Origin of the sequence: Janthinobacterium kumbetense (assembly GCF_023703445.1) — a bacterium.
GTDB classification, from domain to species: Bacteria; Pseudomonadota; Gammaproteobacteria; order Burkholderiales; family Burkholderiaceae_D; genus Janthinobacterium; species Janthinobacterium kumbetense.
In genome coordinates, this window is record NZ_JAMQGR010000001.1 from 511,690 (window position 1) to 525,657 (window position 13,968).

The window sequence follows — 13,968 nt, forward strand, 5'->3', positions numbered from 1 at the left end:
TTAGCATGCGGAAAGTGTCGCCAGCGGTGGCGGCGGATGGCGTGCAGGGCCGCGTTTATCCGCGCCACCATTGCGCCAGATCAGATGGCAAATAGTGGGAAAGGGGCACAGTAGCTGAATCCCTTTCGCGTCGAGTTCCCATGCGCACCCTGATACTCGGCTTTGCCGCTGGCGCCGCCTGGTTGCAGACGCAGGCAAGCTTGCCGCCGCATGCGGGCGTGCTGCTGTGGGGGATCGCGGGCGCAGGGTGGGCGGCGAGTGTGACGCTGCGCCGTCACGTGCGTTGGCGTTCTGCTGTTGCGCTCGCCGCTGGCGTAGGACTGGGCTTTTATTGGGCGGCCTGGCTGGCCCAGGCCGCCATGGCGCCGCAACTGGCGCTGGCCGATGAAGGGCAGGATATTGTTGTCACGGGCACCGTCGCCAGCCTGCCGTACCGCTTCGAGCAGGGCGTGCGTTTTAACTTTGCCGTGGAAAAAGCGGTTGGCGCGCAGGTTCCTCCCTTGATCGCCCTGTCCTGGTACGCGGGTTTTCGCGATGAGGTGACGAACGAGGTGGGCGACGTGCAGCCGGGCGAGCGCTGGCGCCTCACCGTGCGGCTGCAGCGTCCGCATGGCAATGCGAATCCCATGGGCTTCGACTATGAGGCGTGGCTGCTGGAGCAGGGCGTGCGCGCCACGGGCTATGTGCGGCCGCAGCCGCGCGTCGATACGCCGAACGTCCGCCTGGTTGCCTTCGTGCCCGGCTTCGGCAACGTGGTGGAAGCGAGCCGTGCGGCCTTGCGCGCGCGCATACTGCGCAGCCTGGAAGATAGGCAGTATGCGGGCGTGATCGTGGCGCTGGTGGTGGGCGACCAGCGCGCCATCTCCCAGTCGGACTGGCAAGTATTCAACCGCACGGGCGTGAGCCACTTGATCTCTATCTCGGGTTTGCACATCACGATGATCGCGGGACTGTTCGCCCTGGGCGTGGGCACGCTGTGGCGGCGCTCGTTTTTTACCGACTGGCAACTGCCCTTGCGGCTGCCGGCGCAAAAGGTGGCCGCGCTGGCCGGCGCGCTGGCAGCGTTCCTGTATGTGCTGCTCGCCGGCTTCGGCGTGCCTGCGCAGCGCACCTTGTATATGTTGCTGGTGGTGGCGCTGGCCCTGTGGCTGGGGCGCATCACCAGCATCGGCCATATCCTGTGCCTGGCGCTGGGCGTGGTGGTGCTGCTCGACCCGTGGGCCGTGCTGTGGCCCGGCTTCTGGCTGTCGTTCGGCGCCGTCGCCACCATGCTGTACGCGACGGCAGGCCGCACCACGGTGCCCTTGCCGCAGCAGGCGGGACGCTGGCGCCGCCTGCGCGCGGCCGTGGCGCTCGGTGCGCACACGCAGTATGTGGTGACGGTGGGGCTGGTACCGTTGACGATGCTGCTGTTCTCGCAAGTGTCGCTGGTGTCTCCCGTCGCCAATGCGCTGGCCATCCCCGTCATCAGCCTGGTCGTCACGCCCCTGTCGCTGGCGGGCAGCCTGCTGCCGGCGCCCCTGTCCGATGGCCTGTTGCTGCTGGCGCACGCCATCGTGCAAATGCTGGCACAGGTGCTGGACTGGCTGGGTGCGCGCCGCTTTGCCGTGTGGACGGCGCCCGCGCCGCCAATGTGGAGTTTTTGCTGGGCATTGTTCGGCACGGCCTGGCTGCTGGCGCCACGGGGATGGCCCCATCGCTGGGCCGGCATGCTGGGCTGGCTGCCGCTGCTGACGGCCTTGCCGTCCAGCCCGCCGCCGGGCCAGTTGTGGGTGACTGCCTTTGACGTGGGGCAGGGCATGGCCGTGCTGGTGGAAACGCACGGCCACCGGCTGCTGTATGACACGGGCCCTGCCTACGGCCTCGATTCCGATGGCGCCAGCCGGGTCATCGTGCCCTATCTGCGCGCGCGCGGCATCGCCAGGCTCGACGGCGTGATCATTTCCCACAGCGACCTCGATCATGCGGGCGGCGCCGTATCCTTGCTGGAAAACGTGCAAGTGGGATGGCTGGCCTCGTCGCTGTTCGACGGCCACCCGGCCATCGAGGCCCGGCGCCAAGCCCGGCTCCCGTATCTGCATTGCGTGGCGGGCCAAAGCTGGACCTGGGAAGGCGTGCATTTCGCCATGTTGCACCCCTTGCCCGCCAGCCATACGGACATCAGCTTGACGCCGAACGCCCGCAGCTGCACCGTGAAAATCACGGCAGGCAAGCATGCCATCTTGCTGGCCGGCGACATCGAAGCGGCGCAGGAGGCGCAATTGCTGGCACGCTCGCTGGAGGGCGAACTGGCGGCCGACGTGCTGCTGGCGCCGCACCACGGCAGCGGCACGTCTTCCACGCCGGCGTTTTTGAGCGCCGTGCATCCGGCCCTGGCCATTTTCCAGGTGGGGCACCGCAACCGCTATAAACATCCGAAGGCGCAGGTGTATGCGCGCTATGGCGACATGGGCATTACCCGCTTGCGCACGGATGTCGAAGGGGCGGTGGCGATGGCGTTTGGGGAGGGGGTAGCTGTGACGCGGTATCGGGCCAGCCGGCCAAGGTATTGGTATTATTAATGCCGCAAGGCAATTTTTATGACTTACCCCTCGGACGATCACTTTTTACATTTGCTAACTCGTATATTTTCAAAAAAATGAATAATTATCGCTACCCCGATGAAATGAATGGGCCGGATGTCAAACAAATCATACTGTTTCATCGACCGCCAAGCTTTTCGGAATGGATCACTTTGTTGTCCGATCGCGAGAAGAAAAAAACACCCACATCATGGAAAATTTCACTTTCGATATTAGGATGCTGCTTTTTAGTAATTTTGGTATTACTTTTGGCGCATGAAATGAACTGGTGGAGCCGCGAACTGCTAAGTAATGCATCGCTTATTTGTTTGCTGATTATGTGGATCACTTGGATCGTAGTGACCCTATGGGACGTTTGGAAGCTGATTCGAAGTTTGACCGGCCCTAGTAAATTTATGGCTCAGCAATTGGATCGGCAGTATGCCCGGGAGCGTGATCTCGTTGCTAAGTTTCGTGCCATTCCGAATGCAGTTTTAATTGGGCAATATAGACGATTGGATGCCTATCTAATTGTTTGGGAGAAGTGGCTCGATGTAGCCCGTATCTTTGGTTTGCTGGGAACTGCACTGGTATTGATGTTAAAAGGAGATGCATTGGGATTGCCAATGGCTGTGAGGCAGTATGCTGAAATTTATGTGTCGGCCACTGTGATAGGTGTACTGTCTGGTGCTCTGATTGTTAGAACAGGTATCCGTGACCTTCAACAGATTCTTGCCGCCCTTAAAACAATATCTGCGCAAAAGGAGTGGACGCGTTCGCGATCTGAGCGGAAGGCAACGTCTGAACAGTGACTTGGGAGTCGGTTAATCAGATAGCCATTTTACGGCGTCCTTTCATCGGGTATCTCCAGTCCCCGCTGCCGGACATACTCCAGAAACAACCGCGCCCCCTTGGCCATGCGCGAGGTGCCGTAGACGGCATGAATGCTGGGGTCCAGCTCCTTCGATGACGTGAGCCGGTACGCCGTGCAGACCCTGCGCAGGGTGCCGGCGGCCACGGCTGGCTCGGCCAGCCAGCTGGCCAGGCGCACGATGCCGGCGCCTTCCAGGGCCGCCTGGAAGGTGGCGATGCCGGAAGTGAAGCGGAAACGGGGCTGCACCTGGTAGCGCACGTTGCGCTCGCCGGAAACGAAATGCCAGTCGCGCAGGATGCGGGGGGCCGAATGCATGATGATGTCGTGGCCGGCCAGCTCCTCCGGTTCCCCGGGCGCGCCCATGCGTTGTATATAGTCGGGCGAGGCGTACATGTAGCGGCGGTAATTCCACAGGGGGTAGCCGATCAGCTCGCTTGACTGGGGAAAGGCGCCGCGGATGGCGAAATCCAGCTTTTCCTGGATGGGGTCGATGGATTTATCGGAGAAATGGATGTCCACCGAGACGTTCGGGTAGTCGCGCGAAAATTGCGCCACCACTTTCGGCAGAAAGCCCAGGGAGAGGATTTCCGGCGCCGACAGGCGCACCCAGCCTTGCGGCGAATTGCTCAATTCCGCCAATTGGTCTTCCGCCTCGGCCTGCGTTTCCAGCAAGTGCTTGGCCGACGCGTAATACGTTTCGCCAGCCGTCGTCAGGGTGAACTGCTTTTGCGTGCGCAGGATCAGCTCGGCGCCGATGGCATCTTCGAGGAACTGGATGGCGCGCGTGACGGCCGACGGCGAGCGCCCCAGCATGCGCGCCGCGTGGATGAAGCTGCGCTTTTCCACCACGGTGCAAAAGGCGCGGATCTCCCACATCAGTTTCATCGACATCGCGTGACTCCCGGCAAAAGAGGCCAGTAGACCGCACGGGGCGCATTCCGTCAAGCGTTACGCCTGATTGCGTTTTCCGCAATATGAAGTTGCATCCGGAAAAATCCACGGCGCCTATACTGCCGCTGTCGCCCATTCCTCATTGCCTATCATGCTGACCATCTCGCTGCTGTGTTTATTTGCCTTCTTTGCCGGCCTGATCGATGCCGCCGTGGGCGGGGGCGGGCTGATACAGCTGCCGGCCCTGTTCAACCTGATGCCGAACATGGCTTCGACTTCCCTGCTGGGCACGAACAAACTGGCGTCCGCCTGCGGCACCACGTTTGCCGCCCGCTCGTTTGTCGGCAAGGTACATATTCCGTGGCTGCTGGTGCTGCCGGCCGTGGCCAGCGCCTTTGTCATGTCCTTCATCGGCGCGGCGGCCGTGTCGTATGTGCCGCAGCAGGTGGTGCGCCCCATGGTGCTCGTGTTGATCATCATCATGGCCATCTACACCTTCATCAAGAAAGATTTCGGCACGACGCGAGAGGCGCGCCCCATCGGTCCGCGCGAACGCATCCTCGCCATCGTCATCGGCGGCGCCATCGGCTTCTATGACGGCCTGTTCGGGCCGGGCACGGGCAGCTTCCTGATTTTCCTGTTCATCCGCGTTTTCGGCTTCGATTTCATCCTCGCTTCGGCCTGCTCGAAACTGGTGAATATCGCCACCAACGTGGCTGCGCTGGCCTTTTTCATTCCCGCCGGTCACGTGGTGTATGCCGTGGCTGCACCGATGGCTGTGTGCAACATCCTGGGCGCCCTGACGGGCACCTGGATCGCCGTGCGCCGCGGCGCCGCCTTCGTGCGCATTCTGTTCCTCGTGCTGCTGGTGTTGCTGATCGTTAAATTGTCCTACGACATTTTCTTCAAGTAAGTTTCTGAACGACAACAAGCCATGAAAACCATCCAGGGCGTGCTGTGGGACAACGATGGCGTGCTGGTCAACACCGAGCAGCTGTTTTACGAAAGCAACCGCGACTTGCTCTTGCCCTACGGCATAGACCTGACGCCGAAGCAATTCTTTGACTGGTTCCTGGACAATAACTACGGCGCCTGGCATGTGCTGCTGGGGCAGGGCCATGAGATCGAACTGGTCGAGCGCCTGCGGGCCGAGCGCACCGCGCTGTTCGCGCAACGCTTGCGCCAGGCGCGCCAGCTGGCCATGCCCGGCATCGGGCAAGTGCTGGCGGCGCTGCGCCCGCACGTGGCCATGGGCGTCGTCACCAGTGCCTACGAACAGCATTTCCGGATCAGCCATGCGGCCACGGGCTTGTTGCGCCACTTCGATTTCGTGCTGACGCGTGAAATGTATGGCGAAAGCAAGCCGGCGCCCGACGGCTACCAGCTGGGTTTGCAGCGCCTTGGCCTGGCCGCCGCCGACTGCGTGGCCGTGGAAGACTCGCCGCGCGGCTTGCGCGCCGCCAATGCGGCCGGACTGGAATGCATCGTCGTGCGCAATCCCATGAACCGTCACCATGCGTTCGACGACGCTTTTTGCGTCGTGGATTCCAACGCCGAGCTGGGCGAAGTGCTGGCGGCGTTCGTGCCCGGCATGGCCCATGCGCCCCGGCAATTAGAGTCCTTCCTCTGATACGTCTTGCCGGCATGCCATTACAATTGTTTATCGCATTCACCGGCACCGACCCACGATGACCCTCCCGCAACTGCACTTTGCCCATGCCAACAGTTATCCAGCCGGCACTTACCGCAAGCTGTTCGGCTTGCTGGGACAGCATTACACCGTGCAGGCGCTCGACATGCATGCGCACGATCCCGAATACCCCGTCAGCACGGGCTGGCCCGAGCTGGTGCGCGAGTATATCGACGACCTGGAGCGCCGCTACAGCGCGCCCGTGATCCTCGTCGGCCATTCGCTGGGCGGCATGCTCAGCGTTATGGTGGCCAAGCAGCGGCCCGACTTGGTGCGTTGCGTGGTCTTGCTCGATTCGCCCGTGGTGGCGGGCTGGCGCGCCTTGCTGGTGCGGCTGGCGCGCAACACGGCACTGGGCGAGCGTTACTCTCCCGCCCGTTTTTCCGCCCGGCGGCGCAAGCTGTGGCCCGATGCGCAAGCTGCGTATGCGCATTTTGCCGCCAAGGACATGTTCGCTATCTGGGCGCCGCAAGTCTTGCGCGATTACATCGACAGCGGCCTGGCGCCGCATCCGGAAGGGGTGCAGCTGCGCTTTACGCGCGAAGTGGAAACGCAGGTCTACCGCAGCTTGCCGCACCATATCGGCGGCCTCGTCAAGGATGGTTTTCCCGTGCCCATCGGTTTTATCGGTGGCACGGAATCGGTGGAATGCCGCCAGGCGGGCTTGACGGCCACGCGCAAGCTGGTCGGCAAATTTTTCCGCCAGGTGCCGGGCGGGCATCTGTTTCCCATGGAAAACCCGGAACTGACGGCGCAAGTGGTGCGCGAGATGATCACCTCGCTGTTGGCTAAACACTAGCCGACTGGCAAGGATTTTCAGCGGGCAAGGGCCAAAAGTGGCGGTTTTTCGCGTAAAATCCTGCCATCCGGGCCACGCCTGCAGCAGGCGTGCGGCCCCAGCCATTCCGATATTCTAGAAAGATACCCCTGCGATGACGATTAAAAGCGATAAATGGATACGCCGCATGGCGGAAACAACGGGCATGATCGAGCCGTTCGAACCGGGCCAGGTCAAGGAACGCGACGGCAACCGCATCGTTTCCTACGGCACCTCCAGCTATGGCTATGACATCCGTTGCGCCGACGAGTTCAAGTTGTTCACCAACATCAACACCACCATCGTCGATCCGAAGGATTTCGACGCGAACAACTTCGTCGACGTGTCCGGCAAGGGTTATTGCATCATCCCGCCGAACTCGTTCGCGCTGGCCCGTACCGTCGAGTATTTCCGCATTCCCCGCAATGTGCTGACGATATGCCTGGGCAAGAGCACGTATGCGCGCTGCGGCATCATCGTCAACGTCACCCCGTTCGAACCGGAATGGGAAGGCTATGTGACCCTGGAGTTTTCCAACACGACACCGTTGCCGGCGAAAATCTACGCCAACGAAGGCGTGGCGCAAGTGCTGTTCTTCGAGTCAGATGAAGTGTGCGAAACGTCGTACAAGGACCGCGGCGGCAAATACCAGGGCCAGGTCGGCGTAACGCTACCCAAGACCTGATTGCGGTGAAGGGAGGGGCGCCAGCCGTCTTTCCCTGTCTTTACCTGCCTTTACACCTGCGGCACTACATCCGCGCCCATGCTTGCCGTTAACCTTGGTATCGAAACACTGAGGAGGCATCATGGTAGCGGCAATCGGTTCAGGCAGCGCGGTCAGCGCGGCCGGTAGCGCCAGTTCGGGCAGCAGTTCGCAGATCGCGGCGCTGCAAAAGCAGATCACGGCGGCGCAAAAGCAGTTGACGGAGTCGCAGAAGGGCGAGCAGACGGAGGCGTCGCAAAAGCTGCAGCAGCAGCTGGCGCAGCAAATCCAGGCCTTGCAGGCGCAAATTGCCCAGTTGCAAGCTGCCGCCGCGCAGAAGGCGGCGCAGCAAGATGCTCAGCCGGTCAGCAGCGCCGATACGGCGACGAGCCCGGCCAAATCGACCTCGTCCACCCTGGGCAGCATCATCGATACGCAAGCGTAACAGCAACTCCGCGCGTAAAAGACGCCAGGCTCGCCGACAGGTCAGCCTGGCGTTTTGACGGGCAACAACATTTCCACGCACAGTCCGCCACCGCTGCGCAAGCTGGCCCCGATGTGGCCGCCATGGGCGTTGATGACGTGCTGGGTGATGGCCAGGCCCAGGCCATGGCCGTCTGTGCTGTGCTGGGTATTGGCGGCGCGGAAGAACGGTTCAAAAATGCGGGCCAGGTCGGCGCTGGCCACGCCGGGTCCCCGGTCCAGCACGGCGATGCGCAAGCAATCATGCTGGCGTGACAGCTCGACATCCACCGTGCCGCCATCGGGGCTGTGCTTGACGGCATTGCGCACCACGTTTTCCACGGCGCGCGCCAGCAGTTCGGGCTGGCCCGTGACGCTGGCGTCGGCCATGGCCGCGTCGACCGCCAGGTCGATGCCCATCAGGCGCGCCCTGGCTTCATAGCGGGCGTCGTCCACGATGTCGTGCACGAGGTCGGCGATGCCGACGTCTTCGCTGTGCGCGTGCCCGGCGCCCGCTTGCACGGCGCCCGCTTCCAGCCGCGACAGGGTCAGCAGTTCACCGATCAGTTTATCCATGCGCTCGCTTTCGCGTTCGATGCGCTGCATCGAGGCGGCCATCTTTTCCGGCTGCTGGTGCGCCAGGCCGATGGCGGCCTGCAAGCGCGCCAGCGGCGAGCGCAGCTCATGCGAGACATCATGCAGCAAGCGCCTCTGGCTGTCCATGAGGCTGCGCAAACGGCCCGTCATGCGGTCGAAATCGCGTCCCAGGTCCGTCAATTCATCGCCGCGCTTGCCGCTGGCGTGGAAGCGCGGCGCCAGGTTACCGTGCGAGGCGGCCTCGAACGCCTGGCGCAGGTCGCGGATGGGGCGCGCAAAATACCAGGCCAGCAAAAAGGCGAACAGCAGGCTGGCGGCGATGGCGGCGGCCAAGGGAATGAAGGTGCGGTAGGGGCTGTCCATGCGCGGGCCGGGCGGCATGCCGCGGCCGAATTCGCCGCGTGGCGGCGGGGCGCCCGCTTCGCTGGGGCGTGGACCGGGTCCCATGGCGCGCGGGCCGCTCAGGGTGACGGCGTTGAGCGTGTCGCGCGCGGCGCCCGCCTCGGCATTGCGGAAGCGTTCGGACGAGGGCAGGAACAGCAGGTAGCGCTTGCCGTCGCTGCCGGCCACGTCGCGCACGACCGGATGAGCCTGGCTTTGTTGCAGCATGGCGCGCGCCTTGGCCAGCATGGCGGGATGCACGGCGCGGCCCATCAATTCTTGCCCTTTGGCATCGACAGCAAACACGCGCATGCGTTCGAGCTTGCCCAGGAATTGCCGCAATGCCTGGCTGCCGCCCGCTTCCACGGTGGCGCTGGCGGCCTCGATGATCATTTGCGCGGGCGGACTGGTGTCGATGTCGAGGGCCCGTTCCTGCTGCGCGGCCCGGTTTTTCAGCCAGAAGGTGCCGCCGATGCCGATGGTGGCCGTCACTTGCGCCAGCATGATGCACAGAAAAAACTTCCAGAACAGACGGCCCACGCTTACTCCTTGATCAGCTGGTAGCCGAGACGGTACACGGTTTGCAGGCAGGAACGGCCATCGGCCAGGCTGCCCAGCTTGCGGCGCAGGCTGCTCAAATGCACGTCGATATTGCGGTCGAAGCGGGCCATGGGCCGGCCCAGGCCCAGTTCGGACAGCTGATTCTTGCTCACGGGCTTGCCCGCATGGCGCACCAGCACTTCCAGCAGGTTGAATTCCGTGCTCGTCAGCTCCAGGTGCGCGCCGGCCCAGGCAACGCGGCGCTGTTCCGGCCACATCGTCAACTGGCCCACGGTCAGCGGCGCCAGGCCCGACGTGTCCTGCGGCGCCGCTTGCGCACGGCGCAGGATGGCGCGGATGCGCGCCGTCAACTCGCGCGGCGTGCACGGTTTTGTCACGTAATCGTCGGCGCCCAGCTCCAGGCCTACGATGCGGTCCGTATCGTCGCCGCGCGCCGTCAGCATCAGGATGGGCAGGTTGCTGCCGGCGCGGATGCGGCGCAGGGTTTCCAGGCCATTCATGCGCGGCATCATGACGTCGAGGATGGCGATGGCGTACAGGCCCGTCAGCGCCTCGGCCGCGCCGCTTTCGCCGTCATGCACGGCGCGGGCGTCAAAACCTTCCTGCGTCAGGTATTCCTGGAACATGCCGACCAGTTCCACGTCGTCATCGATTAACAAAACCTTGCTCATGCCTGTGCTTTTTTCGGGTGAATATCGCCCGATGATAGCAGTCAAAGGGGGCCGTTCAGGGCGGTTTTACCCGCTTTTACATACGTCCGCTTACATTTGCGCACCTTCCTTTACACGCTTTTACGCCGCCCTAACGTTGCTTTACATGCCAGACGCCCACAATCAGGGCTGATCGCCACGAAAGGAAAGCCCGATGAAATACCTGAGTATTGCCGTATCCCTGTTGCTGCTGTCCGCCTGCAGCATGCCGCTGCTGGCGCTGGCCCAGCAAGAAGCTGCACCCATGGAAGGGCCGCCGCCCGGCCTGCTTCACGGACCCGGCGGACCCGGTGCGCCGGGCTTGCCGCCATTCCTGCGCGGCATCGACTTGAGCGAAGCGCAGCAGGACAAGATTTTCGCCGCCACCTATGCCCAGGCGCCCTTGCTGCGGGAACAGGAAAAGATCGCCTTCAAGGCCCATGCGCAACTGCGCGCGCTGGCCGCGTCCAGCGCCTACGACGATGCGAAGGCCAGCGCGCTGGCCAGCACGGCGGCGCAAGCCATGGCGCAGATCAGCTTGCAGCAGGCGCGGCTGGAACAGCAATTGCTGGCCGTGCTGACGCCGGAGCAGCGCAAGCAGGCGCAGCAGCGGGGCGACAGCCGCCCCGGCCCGCGCCGCCCCCAATAAGCACAGGAGAGTGAGATGAGCATCAGTGCCTTGAGTTCGACCAGCGCCGCCAGTCAGCTGAGCGCGTTCAGCCGCCTGGGCGGCGGCAGCAATACCGGCAGTACCAGTGGCGCGGGCGGCACGCGGCCGTCAAAACCCGACGATGGCGCATTTCTCGACGCTATTTCCAGCGCCTTGTCATCGATCGGCGTGTCGGTCGATGCCAGCGATGGCGAAAGCGCGACGGACGGCACCAGCGCCGCCGGCAGCGGCGACGCGGGCCAGGCGCTGGGCGCCTTCCTGCACCAGCTGATGGGCAGCCTGCATGCGCAGAGCGGTGGCGGTGCCGGCGGGCAAGAAGAGGGGGCAGAGCCGCCTTCGGGGCCGCCACCCGGCGGTGGCGCGCGCGGCGGTCCCGGCAATATCGAGTCGGATTTGCAAAGCCTGCTGCAAAAACTCTCGTCGTCAGGCAGCGACAGCGCGCAGAGCGCGGACAGCAGCGTGACGGACTTGCAGTCCAGCTTTGCCAGCCTGCTCAGCGCGCTGGGCGGCGATGAGGGCGGCACGAGCAGCAGCAAACTGAGCAGTTTCCTGCAGGCACTGTCGGGCAGCCTGGGCGCGGCGAGTGCGGGCGGCAGCCTGTCCGCCAGCGGCAACCTGGTCGATACAACGGCTTGAGCCATGGAACGCAAGCTCGCCATTGCCGCCAGGAAGGCGCTCGCGCAACGGGCCACGCAGGCGCTGTTCCTGTGCGCCAGCCTGAGTCCTGCCCTGGCGAGCTTGCCCTACTTGATGGAATACATATGGACTTACATGATCACGGTCTGGCATCCGACCTCGAAATGATGCGGCAACAGGCGGCCGAACGGCGGCAAGTCCTGCGCTGGCTGCTGGCCGGCGCCGCCACCTTGCCGTTGATGAGCTGCGGCGGCGGGTCGGACGCCAGCAGCACGGCCGCGAGCGGAGGCGGCGTCACAGGCACGTCCGGCAGCGCCGGCAGCGTCACGATACCGACCGCGGGCGCCTGCACGGTAATTCCCGAGGAAACGGGCGGGCCGTATCCGGCCGATGGCACGAACACGAATGGCGGCAGCATCATCAACGTGCTGAACCAGTCGGGCGTCGTGCGCAGCGATATCCGCGCCAGTTTCAACGGCGCCACGGGCGTGGCGGCAGGCGTGCCCTTGACCATCAATTTGCAGTTGCTCAACGCCAGCGGCGGCTGCGCCAGCCTGGCCGGCTACGCCGTGTATTTATGGCATTGCGACCGCGACGGCCTGTATTCGCTGTATTCGAGCGGCGTGACGGCGCAAAATTACCTGCGCGGCGTGCAGGAAACGGACAGCGCCGGCAAGCTGGCGTTTACGACCATCTTTCCCGGCTGCTACGCCGGACGCATGCCGCACGTGCATTTCGAGGTGTATCCCAGCCTGGCCAAGGCGGCCAGCGCCGCGAACCGCATCAAGACGTCGCAGTTTACCTTCCCGATGGCAACGCTGAACGAGGCTTACACGGGCAGCGGCTACACGGCCAGCGTGCGCAACCTGGCGCAGATCAGCTATGCCACCGACAATGTCTTTGCCGACGGCACCAGCCTGCAGATGGCGACGGTGACGGGCAATGCCACCGATGGTTATGTGGTCACCCTGACGGTGGCCGTGAACGGTTAAGTTGCCGTCATGAAACCCAGGTCGCGCCGGCTGAAGTTGCCGATGTTCGGGAACACGTCGGCCAGCTGGCCGTCTGCCACGCCGAACCATTTGGCCAGGGTGGCGCCATACTGGTCGACGGAGGTGGTCGGCAGCAGGGAGCCGGAACCCACGTCCAGCTCATGGCCCAGGCCCGTGGCGGGGAAGGTGCCGTAGATGTCACGGCCCTTCACGGCGCCGCCCACGACAAAGTGGTGCGCGCCCCAGCCGTGATCCGTGCCGTCGCCGTTGCTGCTGAAGGTGCGGCCGAAGTCCGACGCCGTAAACGTCGTCACCTGGCGCCGCACGTCGGCGCCCTGCAGGGTCGCCAGGGTCGCGTCGAAATACGCGAGCGCGTGCGCCAGGCGCGCCATCAGGTCGCCATGCAATTCCTTTTGGCGGTCATGCGTGTCGAAGCTGCCCAGGGTCACATAAAACACTTGCCGTTTCGCCCCCAGGGGACCGCGCCCGCCGATGATGCGCGCCACCGTCTGCAATTGCACGGCCAGCTGGTTGACGCTGGACGCGCCCGTGTTCGGGTTGATGTAGGGCGGCGGATTGGGCACGCCGCCCGCGCCGGCCGCCAGCATGGCGCCGCTCAGCACGCTCTGGCTGGAAATGGCGCGCTGTACCGTCGCCACGTGTTCCTGCTCCATCATGTCGTCGCCCGCCGTGCTGATGATGTCGCGCAAGGCGGTCTCGCCCTCGGTGGTGCCGAACAGGTAGCCGCCGCCGATATTGCGGATCGGCACGGCGCCTGCCTGGCCCACCTGGAACTGGCGCACCTGGCGCCCGCTGAGGAACAGCGCGTTTGACGCGGCCGAGATGGCCGTAAACGTCGCATTCGCGTTGCCCGTGCCGAGCAGGTCGCCCAGGCGTCCGCCCCAGCCGATGCTGGCGCCTTCCGGCAAGCCCGATTGCCAGGTCGATTGCTGGTCGTTATGCGAAAACAGTTTCGGCGGCAGCGCCACATTGCCCACCTTGTATTGCGCCAGGGTCAGGGGCTGGATCAGGGTGCCCACATTGGCAACGATGGCGGCGCGGCCGCCGTCGAACAGGTCTTTCACGGGGGCGAGGGCGGGATGCAGGGCAAAGCTGCGGCCCGTTTGCGCCGTGGCGGGCGTGATCGGCAGCACGCCGCCCGTTTCGCCGACGCCGGGCAGGTGGATCGAATCGTTGCTGCCCGTGTTGCGCAGGCGCAGGTATTCGCTCCACGATGGCGTGTCCGTGGCCAGCACCGTGTTGAAGGAATCATTGCCGCCGGTCATGAACAGGCAGACGAGGGCCTTGTAGTCGTCGGCGGACTGGGCTGCGGCCTGGCCCATGGCGGCCAGGTTGAGGGCGAATGGCGTGGCCGCGGTGCCGGCCAGGCCCAGCATGGAGCCGAGGAAGCGGCGGCGCGAGAAATGAGAGGTGATGGTCATGC

General features: G+C 64.1%; 15 protein-coding genes. 11 read left to right on the plus strand and 4 right to left on the minus strand.

Annotated elements, in window-relative coordinates:
* Nucleotides 1–140 precede the first annotated feature (140 nt).
* Together NCG91_RS02215 and NCG91_RS02220 are read left to right on the plus strand one after the other, a co-directional pair.
* Nucleotides 141–2,561, plus strand: a complete 2,421-nt coding sequence (locus NCG91_RS02215) for a DNA internalization-related competence protein ComEC/Rec2 (protein WP_251348386.1) — start codon at nucleotides 141–143, stop codon at nucleotides 2,559–2,561.
* Complete coding sequence (locus NCG91_RS02220; protein WP_251348387.1) at nucleotides 2,561–3,373, plus strand: hypothetical protein; 813 nt, start codon at nucleotides 2,561–2,563, stop codon at nucleotides 3,371–3,373. The genes NCG91_RS02215 and NCG91_RS02220 overlap by 1 nt, the downstream gene beginning before the upstream one ends.
* A gap of 29 nt (nucleotides 3,374–3,402) precedes the next feature.
* Here the strand turns inward: NCG91_RS02220 and NCG91_RS02225 are convergent, their stop codons facing one another.
* Entirely contained in the window at nucleotides 3,403–4,326 is a 924-nt protein-coding gene (locus tag NCG91_RS02225; RefSeq protein ID WP_251348388.1) for a LysR family transcriptional regulator, read from the minus strand.
* Nucleotides 4,327–4,477: 151 nt separating this feature from the next.
* Here NCG91_RS02225 and NCG91_RS02230 point away from each other — a divergent pair, with 151 nt between their 5' ends.
* The 5 genes from NCG91_RS02230 to NCG91_RS02250 all read left to right on the plus strand — a co-directional run bounded on the left by NCG91_RS02230 (nucleotide 4,478) and on the right by NCG91_RS02250 (nucleotide 7,981).
* Nucleotides 4,478–5,239 carry a sulfite exporter TauE/SafE family protein gene (locus NCG91_RS02230; protein ID WP_034756294.1) on the plus strand — a complete coding sequence of 254 codons (762 nt, stop codon included), beginning with the start codon at nucleotides 4,478–4,480 and terminating at the stop codon, nucleotides 5,237–5,239.
* Between the two features lie 21 nt (nucleotides 5,240–5,260).
* On the plus strand, nucleotides 5,261–5,956 hold the full coding sequence (locus NCG91_RS02235; RefSeq protein ID WP_251348389.1) for an HAD family hydrolase: 696 nt from the start codon (nucleotides 5,261–5,263) through the stop codon (nucleotides 5,954–5,956).
* 58 nt (nucleotides 5,957–6,014) lie between these two features.
* A complete protein-coding gene (locus NCG91_RS02240) occupies nucleotides 6,015–6,815 on the plus strand; it encodes an alpha/beta fold hydrolase (RefSeq protein ID WP_251348390.1) in 801 nt (266 codons plus the stop codon).
* A gap of 133 nt (nucleotides 6,816–6,948) precedes the next feature.
* Nucleotides 6,949–7,518, plus strand: a complete 570-nt coding sequence (gene dcd / locus NCG91_RS02245) for a dCTP deaminase (RefSeq protein ID WP_034755486.1) — start codon at nucleotides 6,949–6,951, stop codon at nucleotides 7,516–7,518.
* Nucleotides 7,519–7,639: 121 nt separating this feature from the next.
* The gene (locus NCG91_RS02250; RefSeq protein ID WP_251348391.1) at nucleotides 7,640–7,981 is read left to right on the plus strand and encodes a FlxA-like family protein; all 342 of its coding nucleotides are present in this window, start codon (nucleotides 7,640–7,642) and stop codon (nucleotides 7,979–7,981) included.
* A gap of 41 nt (nucleotides 7,982–8,022) precedes the next feature.
* On the opposite strand, the gene NCG91_RS02255 is transcribed toward NCG91_RS02250, so the two are convergent.
* Together NCG91_RS02255 and NCG91_RS02260 are read right to left on the minus strand one after the other, a co-directional pair.
* The gene (locus tag NCG91_RS02255) at nucleotides 8,023–9,516 is read right to left on the minus strand and encodes a sensor histidine kinase (RefSeq protein WP_251348392.1); all 1,494 of its coding nucleotides are present in this window, start codon (nucleotides 9,514–9,516) and stop codon (nucleotides 8,023–8,025) included.
* A gap of 2 nt (nucleotides 9,517–9,518) precedes the next feature.
* Nucleotides 9,519–10,208 (minus strand): response regulator transcription factor, encoded by a 690-nt coding sequence (locus tag NCG91_RS02260; RefSeq protein ID WP_251348393.1) that lies wholly within the window; start codon nucleotides 10,206–10,208, stop codon nucleotides 9,519–9,521.
* Between the two features lie 193 nt (nucleotides 10,209–10,401).
* On the opposite strand from NCG91_RS02260, the gene NCG91_RS02265 reads away from it, so the two are divergent.
* From NCG91_RS02265 to NCG91_RS02280, 4 genes are read left to right on the plus strand one after another with little or no spacing between them, the layout of a single operon-like run.
* Nucleotides 10,402–10,875, plus strand: a complete 474-nt coding sequence (locus NCG91_RS02265; protein WP_099667602.1) for a Spy/CpxP family protein refolding chaperone — start codon at nucleotides 10,402–10,404, stop codon at nucleotides 10,873–10,875.
* A 15-nt stretch (nucleotides 10,876–10,890) separates the two neighbouring features.
* Nucleotides 10,891–11,532, plus strand: coding sequence for a hypothetical protein (locus tag NCG91_RS02270; RefSeq protein WP_251348394.1), 642 nt, complete (start codon nucleotides 10,891–10,893; stop codon nucleotides 11,530–11,532).
* A gap of 3 nt (nucleotides 11,533–11,535) precedes the next feature.
* The gene (locus NCG91_RS02275; RefSeq protein ID WP_171985041.1) at nucleotides 11,536–11,700 is read left to right on the plus strand and encodes a hypothetical protein; all 165 of its coding nucleotides are present in this window, start codon (nucleotides 11,536–11,538) and stop codon (nucleotides 11,698–11,700) included.
* Nucleotides 11,658–12,524: a dioxygenase family protein gene (locus NCG91_RS02280; protein ID WP_251348395.1), complete on the plus strand. Its 867-nt coding sequence runs from the start codon at nucleotides 11,658–11,660 to the stop codon at nucleotides 12,522–12,524. Before NCG91_RS02275 ends, NCG91_RS02280 begins: the two co-directional genes overlap by 43 nt.
* Here NCG91_RS02280 and NCG91_RS02285 read toward each other — a convergent pair.
* Nucleotides 12,521–13,966: a DUF1501 domain-containing protein gene (locus tag NCG91_RS02285; protein WP_251348396.1), complete on the minus strand. Its 1,446-nt coding sequence runs from the start codon at nucleotides 13,964–13,966 to the stop codon at nucleotides 12,521–12,523. The genes NCG91_RS02280 and NCG91_RS02285 overlap by 4 nt on opposite strands.
* Nucleotides 13,967–13,968: the final 2 nt, after the last annotated feature.